The organism is Streptomyces sp. NBC_01142 (assembly GCF_026341125.1).
Taxonomy (GTDB): Bacteria; Actinomycetota; Actinomycetes; order Streptomycetales; family Streptomycetaceae; genus Streptomyces.
On the sequence record NZ_JAPEOR010000001.1, the window covers coordinates 2,508,142 to 2,524,532 of the forward strand.

A 16,391-nucleotide genomic window follows, 5' to 3' on the forward strand; every position below is an offset into this window, starting at 1 on the left:
ATGGCTGCACACCGGAACTTCACCGAACTCGTGTTGGACAGAGCATCGGAACGTGCGGAGCGGGAGGCTTACTTCTGCGTAGGCACGAATCCGCAGGGTGAGCTGGAATCCGATGTGCTCGGCTACGGCGAGCTCGGCGAACGGGCCAAACGACTGGCCTCCTGGCTGCAGGACCACGGATCGCACGGCCACCGGGTGCTCATCCTGCAGAGCGGGGTACGGGAGTTCATGACGAGCTTCCTGGGCTGTCTGTACGCCGGGGCGGTGGCCGTGCCCGCGCCGGCCCCCGTCGGCTCGCGGCAGAACGTCGAACGGGTCGCCAACATCGTCCGCGACGCCTCCGTCAGCTACATCCTGACCGACGCCGCGATGGCCTCGACCGTCTCCCAGCTGCTGGCCAACATCGGTCACCCCGAGGTCGCGTGCCTGGCCACCGACCGCGCGGAGGCCGGCGACGCGGGCGCCTGGCAGGAGCCGGGTCTGTTCCCCGACGACGTGGCCTTTCTCCAGTACACCTCGGGTTCGGTGAGCGAACCCAAGGGAGTCATGGTCACCCACCGCAATCTGCTCGCCAACCAGCGCGCCATCCAGCAGGCGATGCGTACGACCGGCGACTCGCGGGTGGGCGGCTGGCTGCCGTTCCACCACGACATGGGCCTGGTGGGCCATCTGCTGCACCCGCTCTGGCTCGGCGGCGCCGGAGTGCTGATGTCGCCGATGACCTTTGCGAAGCGGCCGCTGCGCTGGCTCGAGATGATCGACCAGTACGGCATCACCACCGGCGGCGGCCCCAACCTCGCCTACGACCTGTGTCTGCGGCGGATCAAGGACGACGAGATCGAACAGCTCGACCTCTCCCGCTGGGAGACGGCCGTCAACGGCGCGGAGCCCGTACGGGCCGAGACCATGGACGCCTTCGCCGAGCGCTTCGCCCCCGCCGGCTTCCGCAAGGAGGCCTTCTACCCCTGCTACGGGCTCGCCGAGTCCACCCTGCTCGTCAGCGGCAAGGAGCCGGGCGAGATGGCTGCCTCGCGGGTGGTGGACGCTGCCGACCTCGAACACCACCGGCTGCGGCCCGCCCCGCAGGGCAGGCCCGCCCGGACGCTGGTGAGCTCCGGCCGCCCGCAGAACTGCGAGGTGGTCATCGTCGACCCGGCCAGCTGCAGAAAGCTTCCGTCCGGTGTGGTGGGCGAGGTGTGGATACGGGGCGAGAGCGTGGCCCGCGGCTACTGGAACCGCCCGCTGGAGAACGCCCACGCCTTCAACGGCGCCACCGAGGACGGCGACGAAGGCTATCTGCGCACCGGAGACCTGGGCGTCATGGACGGCGACGAGCTCTACATCACCGGGCGGATGAAGGACATCATGATCGTGGCGGGCCGTAACCTCTACCCGCAGGACATCGAGCGCAGCGTCCAGCGCGTGAGCGCGCTCTTCGGCTCCAGCGCCGCCTTCGCCGTGGAGTCGGACCGCGACCATGTCGTCGTCGTCCAGGAGGTGCGCACCGGCTCGGGCTTCGAGGCCGAGCTGGCCTCGCTCTCCGCCGCGGTACGGATGTGCGTGTCCAAGGAGTTCGAGGTCGCGGCCGAGAACGTCCTGCTGGTCCGCCCCGGCACCGTACGCCGCACCACCAGCGGCAAGCTCCAGCGCACCGCCATGCGCCGGCTCTTCCTCGACGGGCGGATCCAGCCGTTGCACGAGGTGCTGCACCCGGAGGTGCGCCGACTGGTCACCGTGGGCGCCGGCCACGAAGTCCACGACGGAGCCGGCGGATGACCGCGATCACCCAGCGGACCGGGACGGCACAGACCGCGTACGCCCCGGAGACGGACGCCGGCACCGGACTGCGCTGGCATCTCGCGGAACAGCTGGACCAGCGGCTCGGCGACCCCAACGGCTCAGGACCGCTCTCCTACGCCCGCGCCGCGAACGAGGACGCCGCGGAGCAGTTCCCGGCGGCGGCCTGTGAGCTGCTCGGCGCCCTCGGCGTCCACCACTACTACATCCCGCAGGAGTACGGCGGTTCACTCACCGGCTTCCCCCAGCTGCTCGAAATCGTGCGCACCATCGCCCGCCGCGACCTGACCTGTGCCATCGCACACGGCAAGACGTTCCTCGGCGCGGTCTGCGTCTGGGTCGCCGAGGACCACGCCGGTGCCGAACGCCTCGCCTCCCTCGTCCGCGCGGGCGAACCGGTCTCCCTCGGACTGACCGAACGCACCCACGGCAGCGATCTGATGGCCGGAGAGGTCGTCGCGGAGCGCACCGACGGCGGCTACCTCATCAGCGGCGAGAAGTGGCTGATCAACAACGCCACCCGGAGCCGCCTCGTCTGCCTCCTCGCCCGCACCGCGGCCAACGGCGGCCCGCGCGGCTTCTCCCTGCTCCTCGTCGACAAGAACGCCCTGCCCGGCCACACCTTCCGCACCCTGCCGAAGGTGCACACGCTCGGCATCCGCGGCGCGGACATCAGCGGCATCGCCTTCGACCGCGCGCCCGTCGACGCCCGCGGCCTGGTCGGCCGCGAGGGCGAGGGCCCCGAGACCGTCCTCAAAGCCCTGCAGATCACCCGCTCCCTGTGCACCGCGCTCTCGCTCGGCGCGGCCGACCACGGACTGCGCGTCGTCTACGGATTCGCCGCCGAGCGCGAGCTGTACGGACGCAGGCTGCTCGACCTCCCCGCCGCTCGCCGCACCCTCGCCGAGACCTACGCCGACCTGCTGGCGATGGAAGCACTGAGCACCGTCGCCGCACGCTCCATCCACACTCTGCCCGACGAGCTCAGCGTCACCTCGGCGGTCGCCAAGTACCTGGTGCCGACCGTCGCGGACGACATCCTCGGCCGACTGCGCGGGGTGCTCGGCGCACGCGCCATCCTCACCGGCTACTACGCGCACGGACGGTTCCAGAAACTGGAGCGCGACCACCGCATCGTCGGGATCTTCGACGGCAACACCATGGTCAACCTGTACGCCCTGACCGCCCAGTTCCGCACGCTGGCCCGCTGCCACCCCGTCCACGACCGCGAACCGGACACCGTCGCCGCCACCTACTCCTACGCCCGCCCGCTGCCCCGGCTCACTCCGGGACAGCTCAGCCTGCTCGCGCGGCGCGGCAGCACCGTACTGGGGTCGCTGCCCACCGCCGCCGAGGTGCTCGGTGCACAGGCGTCCCGGCAGCCGCAGCTCGCCCACGCCGCCGCCCTCGCCCGTACGCTCGCCACCGCGGCCGACCGGCTGCACACCGCAATGCGGGCCGCCCGCCCCGTCCCCGGTGGCGCGCCGGTGGAGAGCTTCGACCTCGCCCGCGGCTACAGCGTGTGCTTCGCGGCCGCCTGCAGCCTCGGCGTATGGCAGCACAACCGCCGCCTCGCCCACGGGCCGCGTACCACCGGCCTGTGGGCCTCGGGCCTCTGGCTCGAGGCCGTACTGGCCCGGCTCGTGGACCGCCTCGAACAGGCGGTGCCGGGCATCACCGGCCCGCAGCCGCGGCCGCCCGCGGCCTACGACACCGAACTGGAGTCGCTGTACGAGCGGTTGCTCGGGCGACTGACCGAACAGTACGAAGCGGGAGAGCTGTTCTCTCTGCTGCCGGGCCGTATCGCAGAAGGGCCGCCATGCTGACCCCGAGCCAGGAAGAAGTCCTCGTCCAGCGGCGCGTCGCCGACCTGGAGAGGCGCTTCGGCGACCCCGGGGATCCCGGCAACCCGCTCGGCCGGGACGCCCTGCTCGCCGCAGACGAACGCGGCGAACTCCTCCCCGAGGCGGAAGAGGCCCTGGCCGCGTTCCGCCTCAACGCGGAGTTCGTACCGACAGAGCTCGGTGGCCGGCTCGAGCGGATCGACACCCTCGGCCGGGTGCTGCGCGGCGTCTTCCGCAGGGACGCCAGCCTCGGCCTCGGCTACGGCGCCACCACCTTCATCGCGGCGATCGCCGTCTGGGCGGCCGGCAGCCCCGAGCAGCAGCGGCGCGTCGCCGACCTGCTGCTGGGCGGCGGCCGGCTGGCCATCGCGTACCACGAACTCGCCCACGGCAATGACTTCGTACGCAACGAGTTCCGGGCCACGCCGACCGACGACGGCTTCGTGATGTCCGGTGCCAAACACGTCATCAACAACGTCGAGCGAGCCGAGGCACTGGTGCTGTTCAGCCGTACCGAGGAGAGCGCCGGCAGCCGCAGCCACTCCGTGCTCCTCGTCGACAAGGCACAGCTGCCCGCCGGCCGCTACGGCTATCTGCCGCGCTACGAGACGGTCGGCGTACGCGGCTGCCAGAACGCCGGTGTGGAGTTCACCGACTGCCCGCTGCCCGCGGACGCGCTCGTCGGGAACCTCGGCGACGGAGTCGAACTGGCCCTGCGCTCCTTCCAGATCACCCGCAGTGTGCTGCCCTCCATGATCCTCGGCGGCGGTGACACGGCGCTGCGTACGGCGGTGAGCTTCGCACTGGACCGCAAGCTCTACCACCGCTCCGTGCTGGAGATCCCGCACGCCCGCGCCACGATCGTCGGAGCCTTCACCGATCTGCTCATCAGCGACTGCCTGGCACTGACCGCCACCCGGGCCGTGCACCTCGTCCCGGAAGCCACCAGTGTGTACGCGGCGGCCGTGAAGTATCTGCTGCCCAAGCTGCTCACCGAGACCGCCTACGACCTGTCCATCGTCCTCGGCGCCAACTTCTATGTGCGCGACGGGGCTTACGGAGCCTTCCAGAAGCACGTCCGCGATCTGCCGATGATCAGCCTCGGGCACGCGGGAACCGCGGCCTGCCAGGCCACGATCATCCCGCAGCTGCCCCGGCTCGCCCGCACCGCGTGGTTCACCGGCAAGGCAGCGCCCGAAGGACTGTTCCGCGTCCGCGACTCGCTGCCGCCGCTGGACCCCGCCCGGCTGGTGCTGGTCGCGGACAGCGACGCACTGGTCGGCTCGCTGGAGGGAGCGGCGGACGCGATCGCGGGCGAGGGCGGCTCCCGGGCCGGCGAGTACACCGAGGCGCTCACCGCCCTGGCCGCCGCGCTCGAGGAGGAGCTGCGCAGCCTCCAGAGCGAGTGCCGCACCATGTCGCCCAAGGACCGCACGGTGCTGGCCAGCCCCAAGGCGTACGCCATCGCCGACCGCTACACACTGCTGCTGGCGGGCGCCGCCTGCCTGGGCGTATGGCGGCACCAGGAGCCGGAGGACGACGCGTTCCTCGCCTCGCCCGCCTGGCTCGCCGCCGCGCTCACCCGGCTGGTGAAACGGCTCGGCCACCCGCTGCCCGGACTCCCGGACGGCTGGGCGGACCGGCTGCTCGACGAGGTCCTGAACCGCTATCACGAAGCCCGGAGTTACGACCTGTACGACACCCCGATCGCCGGCTGAACGCAGACACACGTTGATGAGGAGCATCAGATGGTGCTGCACCCCACTGGGCACTCCACCGGGGGAAACACCCCGGGCCCCTGGCCGGCCAAGCCCGTGGCCGCGTTCGGCGAACGAGACTTCCGCAACTGGCTGATCACCCGGCTGAGCGAGTATCTCCAGCGTCCCGCCGAGGAGATCGGCCCGCGCATCCCCTTCGCGGAGTACGGGCTGGACTCGGTAGCGGCGCTCAGTCTCTACGGCGACATCGAGGAGGAGTTCGGCCTCTTCCTCGAACCGACCGTCGCCTGGGACCACCCCACGGCCGACGATCTCGCCCGTCACCTGGCCGAGGAGTTCACCAAGGCCGGCGGCGAGCATCGGGAGGTGTGACCATGGGCCGTCCCTCGGGCCCGTCCGGGCAACCGGTCGCGGTGGTGGGTCTGGACTGCAGATTCCCCGGCGCGCAAGGACCACAGGAGTACTGGAAGCTGCTGATGAGCGGGGCGCACGCGATCGGTGAACGCCCCGCCTCGCGCGGCGGCGCACCGGCCGTACCCGGCGGCTTCCTGAGCGACGCCGACGCCTTCGACCGCTCCTTCTTCGGTGTCCCCGCCGCCGAGGCGAGGGCCATGGACCCGCAGCAGAGGCTGCTGCTCGAATGCTCCTGGCGGGCCCTCGAGGACGCCGGTATCTCCCCGACCCGCCTCGCGGGCGGCGGTGTGGGCACCTATGTGGGCTCCATGTCCGACGACTGGACGCGGCTCAGCATCGCCGCGCCCGACGGGGTGACCCCGCGCACCGGCACCGGCAGCGGACGCTCCATGCTGGCCAACCGCATCGCCTACCAGCTCGATCTGCGCGGCCCCAGCCTCACCGTGGACACCGCGTGCTCCTCGTCGCTGGTTGCCGTGCACCTGGCCTGCGCCGCCCTGCGGGCCGGGGAGTGCGACCTCGCGCTCGCCGGCGGCGTCAACATCATCCTCGGCCGGGTGCTCGACGAGATCTACGCCCAGGCCGGGCTCGCCGCCCCCGACGGACGGTGCAAGCCGTTCTCCGCCGCGGCGGACGGTATCGGACGTGGCGAGGGCGTCGGTGTGGTGGCGCTGCGCCTGCTCGAGGACGCGGTGCGCGACGGTGACCGGATCCTCGCGGTGATCCACGGCAGCGCGGTCAACCAGGACGGCCGCAGCAACGGCATCATGGCCCCGCACCGCGCATCCCAGCGCGAGGTGATCGCCAACGCCTGCCGCCGGGCCGGCGTGGCACCCCACGACATCCGCTTCATCGAGGCCCATGGCACCGGCACCCCGCTCGGCGACCAGATCGAAGTGCTGTCGCTGGGCGATGTGTTCCGCGACGAACAGGGCGTACGGCAGTGGCCTCTGGCGATCGGCGCGGTCAAGAGCATGATCGGGCACACCGAGGGCGCGGCCGGAATGGCCGGACTGATCAAGACCGTACTGGCGCTGCGGCACGGCGTCGTACCGGCAGGACCGTCGTGCGGAGGGGAGAACCCGCGGCTCGGACTGTCCCGCCGCTCCATGGAGCTGATCACCGAGCCGCTCGTGCTGCCCGCGGACGGCTGCCGCGCGGGCGTCTCCAGTTTCGGCATGGGCGGCACCAATGCCCACGTCGTGGTGGGTACGGCTCCGCAGACAGAGCCACCGTCGGCCGAACCCGGGCCGTCCGTCGGGGTGTTCACCCTGTCCGCCGACACCCCCACGGCGCTGCGCCGCAACCTGCGGCTGCAGGCCGTGGACGTCGCGGGCCGCACCCGTGAGGAGCTCGCCCGGCTGTGCTGGACCAGCAACCGCTCGCGGGCCGCCCTGCCGTACCGCTTCGCCATCGCCGCGGACGGGCCCGAGGAGCTGGCGTCCCGGCTGTTCGCCGGGGCGGAGCTGGCGACCGAGTTCCCGCGGGCGGCCGAAGAACCTGTCCTGGCCTTCGCGTTCACCGGTCAGGGTGCCCAGTACCCGCGGATGACCGCCGGGCTCTACGCGGGCTCCACCGTGTACCGGACCTTCCTCGAAGAGGCCTCCAAGGCGCTGCAGCCGTACACGGTCACCCCCGTCCACGAGGCGATCCTCGCCGGGGACCCGGCCGTCCACCGCACCGGCACCACCCAGCCCGCCCTGTTCGCCGTGCAGTACGCCCTGGCCCGCACACTGATGGAGCTCGGAGTACGGCCCGCGGCGGTCGTCGGGCACAGCATCGGGGAGTTCGCGGCGGCCGTCGTCGCCGAGGCGCTGGACCTGGCGGACGCGGCCAGGCTCGTCGCCGTACGCGCCGCCTTCATGCAGCAACTGCCCGAAGGCGGCGGGATGCTGGCCACCCGGGCCCGCCCCGCCGAAGTCGCCGCCCTCGTCGCCGAAGAGCCCACGGTCGGCATCGGCGCGCTCAACGGCCCCGGCGCCACCGTGCTCTCGGGCGATCTCGCCGCCCTCGACCGGATCCGCGCCCGGCTGGAGGAGCGCGGCCTGGCCTGCACCCCGCTGCGGGTCTCGCACGCCTTCCACTCGCCGCTGATGACACCCATGCTGGGCCGCTTCGAGCGGGTCGCGGCACGGATCCCCGGCGGCCGGCCGCGCCTGCCGTTCCACTCGACCGTACGCGGCAGACTGCTGGCACCGGGCGAGGAGCTGGACGCCGCCTACTGGACGGAGCACATTTCGGCGACCGTACGGTTCGAGGACGCCGTCACCTCGCTGTGCTGCCTGCCGCCCACCCATGTGGTCGAGATCGGCCCGAAGCCGGTGCTCGGCCCTTTGATCCGGCGGATCGGTGCCGCGCGGGACATCCCCGCCCTCGGCGTCTGCCGCAACGAGGACTCCGGGCCGCGGGAGCTCGGCGAACTCCTCGCCAGGCTCCACCAGGACGGTCTCGACCCCGCATGGGAGACCTTCTACCCGGACGCCGGGAAACGGGCCGTTCGGATGCCCGCCCATGTCTTCTCGACAGAGTGGCGGTCCTGGCACCAGCAGCCCAACGCCGCCGCCCCGCAGCCGGCCGGCCCGCCCGCCGGTACGAGGGCAGCCATGGTGGCCGTCCCCGCGCCGGACCGGGTGCGCCAGGCAGTGCGCGAGGCCGTCGCCACGGTCAGGGGCGGGCGCCACGACGAACTCGACGACACCCTGCGCTTCTACGACGACCTCGGCTTCGACTCGGTGATGCTGATGGAGCTCAAGTACCGGCTGGAGGTCTGCTTCCCGCAGGTCGGGGAACTGTCCATGCCGGAGATGCTCTCCAGCCTGGTCAGCGTCGAATCGCTGATCGGATATCTGAGCGAGCAGCTGCTGCGCCTTCCCCGGGCGCCCGCGGAACCGGCGAAGAGCGGGCCGGCGGGGCGGGCGGGACCGCTCTCACAGGGTGAGGCCCGGTGAACGCGCGCGGCGGCGCGCTGTCGTGGCCGGCCGGCCACGACAGCGGCATCGGGCTGGCCGGTGTGGGCACCGCCCTGCCCGGGGACCCCGTCGACAACGCCGCGCTCTCCCGGTGGCTCGGCATCACCCCGGAGTGGGTGGAGGGGTTCATCGGCACCAGAACCCGGCACTTCGCCGTCGACCTCGACGGAGGATCAGTGCGCTGGACGCTGGAGGACCTGTGCACCGACGCCGCCGACCGGGCGCTCGCCGACGCCGGAGCGGACCCCGACGACGTGGCGTTCATCGTCGTGGCCACCGCCACCCCGGACGCCCTGATGCCGACCACGGCCGCGCTGGTGGCGGACCGGCTCGGTATCGACGGAGTGCCCGTCTACCAGCTCCAGTCCGGCTGCACCGGTGCCGTACAGGCCATGGCGCTCGCCTCGTCACTGCTCGCGCACGGCGCGCGCGGCCGGCCCCCGGTGGGCCTGGTGGTGGGCGGCGACGTCTGCAGCAAACACCTCGACCTGCGGCAGAACTTCCGGGAACTGCCGCCCTCCCAACTGGTCAACTACGTGCTGTTCGGGGACGGCGCGGGAGCGGCCGTCCTCAGCCGCGCACCGGGCGCCGCGCGGGCCCGGCTCACCAGGGCAGATCACTGGCTCAGCGGCCTCGGCCGGGCACCCGGTCAGCGCGTCGAGTGGTTCGGACAGGCCGACCGTCACTCCGGACGGCCCGCCGTCGTGGAGGACTACAAGGCCATCGAGGCGCTGGTGCCCGTCATGGCCCAGGAGGTGCTCGACACTCTCCTCGACTCGCTCGGCTGGCCCGCCGAGAGCCTGGGCCATGTCCTTCCGCCACAGCTCAGCGGCCGGATGACCGAGCGCATCACGAGGGGGCTGCGGCAGGGCCTCGAGTGGGATGAGGTCTCCTGTGTCGCGGAGACCGGAAACAACGGAAACGCGCTCGTCTTCTTCCAGCTGGAGCGGCTGCTGCCCCGGCTGGAGGCAGGAGGGCGCGCGGTCGGCATCGCGATCGAGTCCAGCAAATGGATCAAGGCCGGCTTCGCAGTGGAGGCGAGCGGATGAGCGCGCGAGGCGAAGCACAGCGGGAGCTGCGAGCCCTGCACACGGCGGGCCGGCTGATCGACGCCTACCCACGGATCCCGGCGCTGCTCGCCCGGCTCGGCGACGAGGAACTCGACTTCGCCGGACGTCTGCTCGCCCGGCTGAGCCCCTCCGAGGTGCTCACCGCCCACCCCGCCACCCCGGCCCTGCGGACCGCGGTGACCGGGCGCTCCACCACGGCCGGTCTCGTTCCGGCCCTCACCGCCCAGGCCGCCCGGCACGGACTGCTGCTCATCCCGTACGCGGCCGGCAACGGCAGCTATGTCCAGGACCTGGCCGACCCGGCGTCCGCGCTGTACGCACACCGGCCCGAACTCACCCTGTGCGTACTGGACCCGCTGACCGTGTGGGACCGGATACGGCCCCCCTGGCAGCCGTACGACGTCGCGCTGGAGGCGGAGCGGCAGCGGCTGCTGCTGGCCGAGCTCGCCGCCTCCCATGCGGCGCACGCCCCGGCCGGAGCCACTTTCGTGCTGAACACCGTGCCGCTGCTGCGCCGGTTCACCCACCAGCTGACCGGCCTCGCGCAGCGCGCCGAACTAGGCGCCGTCTGGCGGGAGTTCGGCGCCGACCTGCTGCGGATGTCCGATCCGGCGGCGGGTGTGGCCGTACTCGACCTGGAACCGCTGACCTCCGCCGGGGTGCGCGCCGACGATCCGCGACTGGGTGCGTACGCCGACGCCCACTGCACCGCCGAGCTGCTCGCCGGGTACGCCCGTGAAGCCGTGCACCTCGTCCGGGCGCAGCGCGGCGACGCCAAGAAATGCCTGGTACTCGACCTCGACGGCACCTTGTGGGACGGGATCCTCGCCGAGGAGGGACCGGAGCGGGTACGGGCCGCGGACTCACTGCGCGCGGGAGCCTTCGCCGGATTCCGGCGGACCGTCGAACAGCTTGCCTCCCAGGGTGTGCTGCTCGCCGTGTGCAGCAAGAACGACCCGGAGCCGGTCGCGCGCGCCCTGGCCGCCCACCCCGACTGGCCGTTGAGCACGAGGGACTTCGTCTTTGTCGTCGCCGACTGGGGCTCCAAGGCGGAAGGGGTCCGCACCATCGCGGCCGGACTCGGCATCTCGCCGTCGGCCGTCGTCTTCGCCGACGACAGTGCCTTCGAGCGGGAGGTCGTACGGGCTGCGGTGCCGGGTGCGGCCGTCGTGCCCCTGGACGGCGAGCCCGCCCACCACACGGAACGGCTGCTGGCCGACGGCTGGTTCGACGTCCCGTCCGTCACCGAGGAGGACCGGGTACGGGCCGCGCACTACCGGGAACGCGAACAGCGTGCGAGGCAGCAGGCGGCCGCGAAGGACTACGAGAGCTTCCTGCGGAGCCTGGACATCTCGGTGGACGCCGGACCCGCGCAGGACCATGAGACCGCCAGGATCGCCCAGTTGAGCTTGCGTACCAACCGGTTCAACCTCACGGGGGCGCGGCTGACCGTCGCGCAGATCCGGCACCTCGACCGGGATCCGGACGCGCTCGTGCTCGCGGTGCGTGCCGCCGACCGGTTCGGGGACGACGGAGTGGTCGGCGCGGTCTTCGGCCGCAGGGACGGCGCGGGACTGCATCTGGAGAACATGGTCGTCAGCTGCCGGGTGCTGGGCCGGGGGATCGAGGACGCCGTACTGGCCGGGCTGTTGCACGCTGCCCGGGAGGCCGGCCTGCCCGCGGTGCACGCGCTGTGGCGTCCGACCGCGGCCAACGAGGCGCAGCGTGCGTTCTGTGCGTCGCACGGTTTCGTTGCCGCCGGCGGGGACGACCGCGGCGGGATCCGCTACCGCCATGCCCTCACGCGCGTCCCGCCCGTCCCGCCCCATGTGCGACTGCGTCTGTCGCTCGTCCCGGTCCAGGAGGTGGAGGAATGCATACCGTCGTCGATCTGATCTCTCTCGCCAACGAACATCTGGGCACCGATCTGGAGCCCGGCGACGCGGCACGCGACCTGGCCGAGGTCCCTTGCTGGGACTCGGTCCATCTGCTGCGTCTGGTCTCCCTGCTGGAGAGCGAGCTGGGCCGGCCGGTGCCGGTCGCCGAGGTGCTCGAGGCGCGCAGCCTCGACGAGATCTGGACCGCAGCGGTGGGGGCATGACCATGTCCGGGGACCGGGCCAGGCGCCATACGCGCTACTTCCTGAACTGGGCGCGCGCGGCAGCCCCCGTACATCTGGGCGCCGATGTCGACATGACCCGCGTCGAGGAGCACCGGGCCGCAGGGCGCGAAGCGGGCCGGCGGTTCTCGGTCGTGAGCTATCTGCTGTACGCCGCCGGGCGGGTCGTCGCCCTGCACCCCCAGGCCCGGGCCATGGCACGGGGCGGCCTGTGGCCGCGCACCGCGCCGCTGGCGCATGTGGCGGCCAAGCTTGCCCTCGACCGCAGGGCCACGGGCGGCGAGCGTGTGGTGCTCACCGCCGTACTGCCGCGCATGGACACGGCGACGCTGACCGACATCCAGGATGTGGTGGACCTGTGCCGCGAGAGCGACCCGTACGACCTTCCCGGTGCCGCGGCGGTGCGGCTGCTCAATCGGCTTCCGCCACCCCTCGGGGAGTTGGCCTTCCGGCTCGGAGTACGCAGTCCGGGCACCAGGGACCGACGGCTGGGCACCTTCGCGGTGAGCTCGCTGGGGCACCGTGCCGTCGATGTCTTCCACTCCTACGGCGGCACGGCGGTCACCTTCTGCGCGGGGCGGGTGGCCGACCGTGCCGTGGTGCGTGGAGGGCGGGTGGCGGCAGCGCCGGTCATGCGCCTCGGGCTGACCTTCGATCACAGAGTGCTCGACGGAGCTGCCGCGGCGGACGTACTCGACGCAGTGGTGAAGCGGCTGGAGGACTGGCATGGTGATCTTTCCGGGACCCGTGGCGAACCCCGCGACGGAGCAGGGATTCGCCCGGCCCGTACGGGTGACCGGCCCCGAGGGACCCTGGGAACAGGTCCGTGACGCGGTACGGGAGTACGGCAGCGTGGTCGTCCACGCCCAGCTCGACGACTGGCTGCCCGGCGACCTGGACGCGCCGGAGCTGCGCCCGCTGCTGGGCCGCGACTACCCCCGCTTCGCCGCCATGACGCACTATCAGATCCGGTCCCGTTTCGTGGCGTCCCGGCTGCTGCTCAAGCATGTCGCGTGCGCGGTCATCGAAGCCTCCCCGCAGAGCGTCGAGCTCGCCTACAAGCCGGGCGGCCGCCCCTACCTGCGCGGCCTCGACCAGATCGACATCAGCCTCAGCCACACCGAGACGCTGCTGCTGGTCGGGCTGACCCGCAAGGGCTGGATCGGTGTGGACGCCGAACTCCGCGACCGGCCGATGCTCGGACTCGGCACCGAGAACCAGGTCTGTACGCCGCACGAGCGTCATGCCCTCGCACAGATCGCCGACGAACGGCGCAACGGCGCACTGGTGCGGCTCTGGACGCTGAAGGAGGCGTACAGCAAAGCGATCGGGCAGGGCATGCGGTTCCGTTTCACCGAGTTCGGCTTCGGGCCGCAGGAGCGCCGGGTGCAGGTCCTCAGACCGGACGGATCGCGGGGGACCGGCGACGAATGGACCTTCCACACCTGCCTGGTGGACCGCCGGTACACGGTGAGCGTGGCGCTGTTCGACGCGGGCTTCGGGGACACCAGCGACACCGCGGCCTCCACCATGCTCGACGCCGGCCTCCTGGAGGCGCTGGCGAACACCGGACAGGACGAGGCGCCGAAATGACGATCACCACGGAGGTCTGCGTGGTGGGAGGCGGGCCCGGCGGCCGGGCACTGGCCCTCGCGCTGGTACGCCTGGGACGCCGGGTGGTGCTGCTGGAGCAGCGCACCGGCGGCGCCCGCGCCTTCCGCGGCGAGTCCGTCTCGCCCGACGGGGTGCGTCTGCTCGCCGGACTGGACGTCCTGGAGCAGGTACGGGAACACACCCACGAGGTGCACCGGCTGGAGATCGCCGACGGGGGCGCGCGTGTCCTGGACGTCCGCTTCGACACCTTCCCGTACACTTACCGCCATCCCGTGGAACTCGCCCAGCCCGTGCTGCTGTCCGCGCTGGCCGAGGCCGCCGAGAAGCACGGCGGCTGCACCGTCCTCGAACCCGCCACCGCGGTCGAGCTGCTCCTGGACGGCGGCATGGTCCGCGGAGTGCGCGCCAGGACCCCCGACGGGCCGGTCGGGATACGCGCCGAGGTGACCGTCGGCGCGGACGGCCGCTACAGCTCCGTACGCCGCCTGTCCGGCACCGGCCACGGCGCCCGGCGCACCCCGCTCGAGCGGGACGTGATCTGGATGCGGCTGCCCTTCCCGGCTGCCTGGGACCGGCGCGCCTATCGCGTACGGATCAGCTCCGGACGTCACGGTCTCTTCCTGCCCAGCACCGACGGCACCCTGCGGGTGGGTCTCAACATCCCCAAGGGCGGCCTGCGCGAACTGCGTTCACGCGGTCTGGGGCAGCTGCACGCCCGGCTCGCCGAACTCGCTCCGGAACTGGAGAAGGAGGCGGCCGAGGGCATCCGCAGCTGGTCCGACACCACCCTCCTGGACATCTTCACCACCGATGTACGGCGCTGGTCGGCCCCCGGAGTCGTCCTGATCGGGGATGCCGCGCACACCCTCTCGCCCATCCTCGGCCAGGGCGTCAACCACGCCCTGGCGGACGCGGTCGCCCTCGCCCCGCTGCTCGCCCGCGCCCTCGAAGCACCTCGCGGCGGCCGCCCGGCAGCGCTGGCCGCCGCCGTGCTCGCCTTCCAGCAGTCGAGGGAAGGGGCGGTACGGCGCTCGCGCGCTCTGCAGCTGCGCCAGGAACGGATGTTCAGCCTCTCCGCACCGCCGGCGGCCGCGCTGCGGCGCACCGTGTACCGCGCGCTGAACGCGAGCCCCGCACTGCAGCGCCGGGTACTCGCCCCCGCCTACTTCCCCGGCCGGCGCTCCGAGCCGGCCGCCGGCCCCGGCAGAACGGAGCAGCGGACATGAGCGAGGGGCCAGGACCCTCACTGGACGAGCTGCGCCGGTACGCGCGGCTGCACGCCCGTGCCCAGGGACTCGCCCCCGCCCGGTGCCGGGAACTGCTGGCCAAGGTGGCGGTCGCGCACGGGGACGGCCGCGACTCCTGGGCCACGGTCTGGAGCCGTGCGGGGGACGGTCTCGCCGGGCGCGGCAGACATCTGGAGGCGTGCCGCCACTACGGCCTCGCCCGATTCCCGTATGCCGCGGACGGCGACGCCGTACGTATCCGTGCCGGCCGGCGGTGCGTCGAGACCTTCGACCGGTGGCGCCGGCAGCAGCGCGGCATCCAGCGGCTCGAACTCTCCCTGCCCGACGGCCGCTTCGCCTGCTGGACAGCCGGGCTGTCCGCCCGCGAACCACGCCCGCTGATCGTCGTCATGGGCGGCATCGTCAGCGTCAAGGAACAGTGGGCGCCGATCCTGGCGCGTGCCGACGCGCTCGGGGTGGCGCTGGCCGTGACCGAGATGCCCGGGGTGGGCGAGAACACCCTGCCCTACCGCGCGGACAGCCACCGCATGCTCAGTGCGGTGCTCGACCAGGTGGCGGACCGCGCCGACACCGGGCGGACCAGCGCGATCGCCCTCAGCTTCGGCGGTCATCTGGCCCTGCGCGCCGCCCTCGTCGACGACCGGGTCCGGGGCGTGGCCACGGTGGGTGCCCCGCTGCGCCACTTCTTCCTCGACGGGAACTGGCAGCGCCGGGTGCCGGACACCACCGTCCTCACCCTCGCGCACCTCATCGGCTGCAAGCGGGACGACGTCTTCGACGAGGTACGCGCATGGGCGCTGAGCGAGCGCGAGTTGAGGCGGCTGCACATCCCGGTGACGTACGCCGCGGCGCTGCGCGACGACATCGTGCCGCTCACCGAGACGGGCGAGCTGCTGCGTGACCCGGCGGCCCTGCGGGAGGTGCTGCTGCTCGACGACGAACACGGCGCTCCGGCCGAACTCGCGCGGGTGCGCGTGGCGCTGCTCCGCGCCGCGCTCCGCGCGGTGGGCGCGCATCCCGTGCGCAGAGGCCTGCTGGCCGCTGCGAGCGGCACGCAGCGCCTGCTGAGCCGGAGAGGACGGCTGGCTGTATGAACCTCATGAAGCCCATCAACCCGATGAACCGCATGGACCGCCTCGACTTCACGGACCCCGTCGACTTCACGGGCGGAGTCCGGGGGAGAGCGGGGCGCGGGGCCCCGGGTGGAGCCCCGATCGCGGAGAGGACGCCGGGCTGGAGCTACCACCACCCCTGCGGGCGGGCCCTCAGCGGTGTCGTCGGCGCGGCCGCCCTCGTCGTCGGCGCACGGATCGGCGGGGCCCGCAGCCGGGTGCTATGGACCACGGCGTTACTCCCCGACATCGCCCTGCTGTACGGCATCGCCGCCGCACCCGGCTTCGAGCGCCTGCCCTCCTACGCCGTACGTCCCTACAACGTGCTGCACTCGCCCGCCGTACCCGCCGCGCTGCTCGCCCTCGCGGCCGTCATCCGCAGCCGGCGCACCGCCGTGGCCGGGCTCGGCTGGCTCGGGCACATCGCCGTCGACCGCGCCTTCGGGTACGGGCCCCGCAGGCCCGACGGGCTGCGCTACTGAACTGC

At 72.5% G+C, this 16,391-nt stretch carries 13 protein-coding genes; all 13 read left to right on the top strand.

Annotated features, from left to right (window positions below):
- From OG883_RS11440 to OG883_RS11500, 13 genes are read left to right on the top strand one after another with little or no spacing between them, the layout of a single operon-like run.
- Window positions 1–1,776, top strand: coding sequence for a fatty acyl-AMP ligase (locus tag OG883_RS11440; RefSeq protein WP_266538585.1), 1,776 nt, complete (start codon window positions 1–3; stop codon window positions 1,774–1,776).
- Complete coding sequence (locus OG883_RS11445) at window positions 1,773–3,623, top strand: acyl-CoA dehydrogenase family protein (protein WP_266538587.1); 1,851 nt, start codon at window positions 1,773–1,775, stop codon at window positions 3,621–3,623. The genes OG883_RS11440 and OG883_RS11445 overlap by 4 nt, the downstream gene beginning before the upstream one ends.
- Window positions 3,617–5,359, top strand: coding sequence for an acyl-CoA dehydrogenase (locus tag OG883_RS11450; RefSeq protein ID WP_266538590.1), 1,743 nt, complete (start codon window positions 3,617–3,619; stop codon window positions 5,357–5,359). Before OG883_RS11445 ends, OG883_RS11450 begins: the two co-directional genes overlap by 7 nt.
- Window positions 5,360–5,389: 30 nt before the next feature.
- Complete coding sequence (locus OG883_RS11455; protein WP_266538593.1) at window positions 5,390–5,731, top strand: acyl carrier protein; 342 nt, start codon at window positions 5,390–5,392, stop codon at window positions 5,729–5,731.
- 2 nt (window positions 5,732–5,733) lie between these two features.
- Entirely contained in the window at window positions 5,734–8,721 is a 2,988-nt protein-coding gene (locus tag OG883_RS11460; protein ID WP_266538596.1) for a type I polyketide synthase, read from the top strand.
- Entirely contained in the window at window positions 8,718–9,791 is a 1,074-nt protein-coding gene (locus tag OG883_RS11465) for a 3-oxoacyl-ACP synthase III family protein (protein WP_266538598.1), read from the top strand. The genes OG883_RS11460 and OG883_RS11465 overlap by 4 nt, the downstream gene beginning before the upstream one ends.
- Window positions 9,788–11,707, top strand: a complete 1,920-nt coding sequence (locus tag OG883_RS11470) for an HAD family hydrolase (protein WP_266538601.1) — start codon at window positions 9,788–9,790, stop codon at window positions 11,705–11,707. The genes OG883_RS11465 and OG883_RS11470 overlap by 4 nt, the downstream gene beginning before the upstream one ends.
- Window positions 11,686–11,913, top strand: coding sequence for a phosphopantetheine-binding protein (locus tag OG883_RS11475; protein ID WP_266538604.1), 228 nt, complete (start codon window positions 11,686–11,688; stop codon window positions 11,911–11,913). The genes OG883_RS11470 and OG883_RS11475 overlap by 22 nt, the downstream gene beginning before the upstream one ends.
- Complete coding sequence (locus tag OG883_RS11480; protein ID WP_266538607.1) at window positions 11,910–12,761, top strand: 2-oxo acid dehydrogenase subunit E2; 852 nt, start codon at window positions 11,910–11,912, stop codon at window positions 12,759–12,761. Before OG883_RS11475 ends, OG883_RS11480 begins: the two co-directional genes overlap by 4 nt.
- A complete protein-coding gene (locus OG883_RS11485) occupies window positions 12,658–13,524 on the top strand; it encodes a 4'-phosphopantetheinyl transferase superfamily protein (protein ID WP_266538609.1) in 867 nt (288 codons plus the stop codon). The genes OG883_RS11480 and OG883_RS11485 overlap by 104 nt, the downstream gene beginning before the upstream one ends.
- Entirely contained in the window at window positions 13,521–14,771 is a 1,251-nt protein-coding gene (locus tag OG883_RS11490; protein WP_266538612.1) for an FAD-dependent monooxygenase, read from the top strand. The genes OG883_RS11485 and OG883_RS11490 overlap by 4 nt, the downstream gene beginning before the upstream one ends.
- Entirely contained in the window at window positions 14,768–15,886 is a 1,119-nt protein-coding gene (locus OG883_RS11495; RefSeq protein ID WP_266538616.1) for an alpha/beta hydrolase, read from the top strand. The genes OG883_RS11490 and OG883_RS11495 overlap by 4 nt, the downstream gene beginning before the upstream one ends.
- The gene (locus OG883_RS11500; RefSeq protein WP_266538622.1) at window positions 15,883–16,386 is read left to right on the top strand and encodes a DUF4260 family protein; all 504 of its coding nucleotides are present in this window, start codon (window positions 15,883–15,885) and stop codon (window positions 16,384–16,386) included. Before OG883_RS11495 ends, OG883_RS11500 begins: the two co-directional genes overlap by 4 nt.
- Window positions 16,387–16,391 lie beyond the last annotated feature (5 nt).

What these genes read in the sequence shown, in the direction of transcription:
- OG883_RS11480 (WP_266538607.1), top strand. Translation starts at nt 11,910, where the DNA reads ATGACCATGTCCGGGGACCGGGCCAGGCGCCATACGCGCTACTTCCTG.
- OG883_RS11460 (WP_266538596.1), top strand. Translation starts at nt 5,734, where the DNA reads ATGGGCCGTCCCTCGGGCCCGTCCGGGCAACCGGTCGCGGTGGTGGGT.
- OG883_RS11450 (WP_266538590.1), top strand. Translation starts at nt 3,617, where the DNA reads ATGCTGACCCCGAGCCAGGAAGAAGTCCTCGTCCAGCGGCGCGTCGCC.
- OG883_RS11490 (WP_266538612.1), top strand. Translation starts at nt 13,521, where the DNA reads ATGACGATCACCACGGAGGTCTGCGTGGTGGGAGGCGGGCCCGGCGGC.
- OG883_RS11475 (WP_266538604.1), top strand. Translation starts at nt 11,686, where the DNA reads ATGCATACCGTCGTCGATCTGATCTCTCTCGCCAACGAACATCTGGGC.
- OG883_RS11470 (WP_266538601.1), top strand. Translation starts at nt 9,788, where the DNA reads ATGAGCGCGCGAGGCGAAGCACAGCGGGAGCTGCGAGCCCTGCACACG.
- OG883_RS11445 (WP_266538587.1), top strand. Translation starts at nt 1,773, where the DNA reads ATGACCGCGATCACCCAGCGGACCGGGACGGCACAGACCGCGTACGCC.
- OG883_RS11455 (WP_266538593.1), top strand. Translation starts at nt 5,390, where the DNA reads ATGGTGCTGCACCCCACTGGGCACTCCACCGGGGGAAACACCCCGGGC.
- OG883_RS11485 (WP_266538609.1), top strand. Translation starts at nt 12,658, where the DNA reads ATGGTGATCTTTCCGGGACCCGTGGCGAACCCCGCGACGGAGCAGGGA.
- OG883_RS11500 (WP_266538622.1), top strand. Translation starts at nt 15,883, where the DNA reads ATGAACCTCATGAAGCCCATCAACCCGATGAACCGCATGGACCGCCTC.
- OG883_RS11440 (WP_266538585.1), top strand. Translation starts at nt 1, where the DNA reads ATGGCTGCACACCGGAACTTCACCGAACTCGTGTTGGACAGAGCATCG.
- OG883_RS11495 (WP_266538616.1), top strand. Translation starts at nt 14,768, where the DNA reads ATGAGCGAGGGGCCAGGACCCTCACTGGACGAGCTGCGCCGGTACGCG.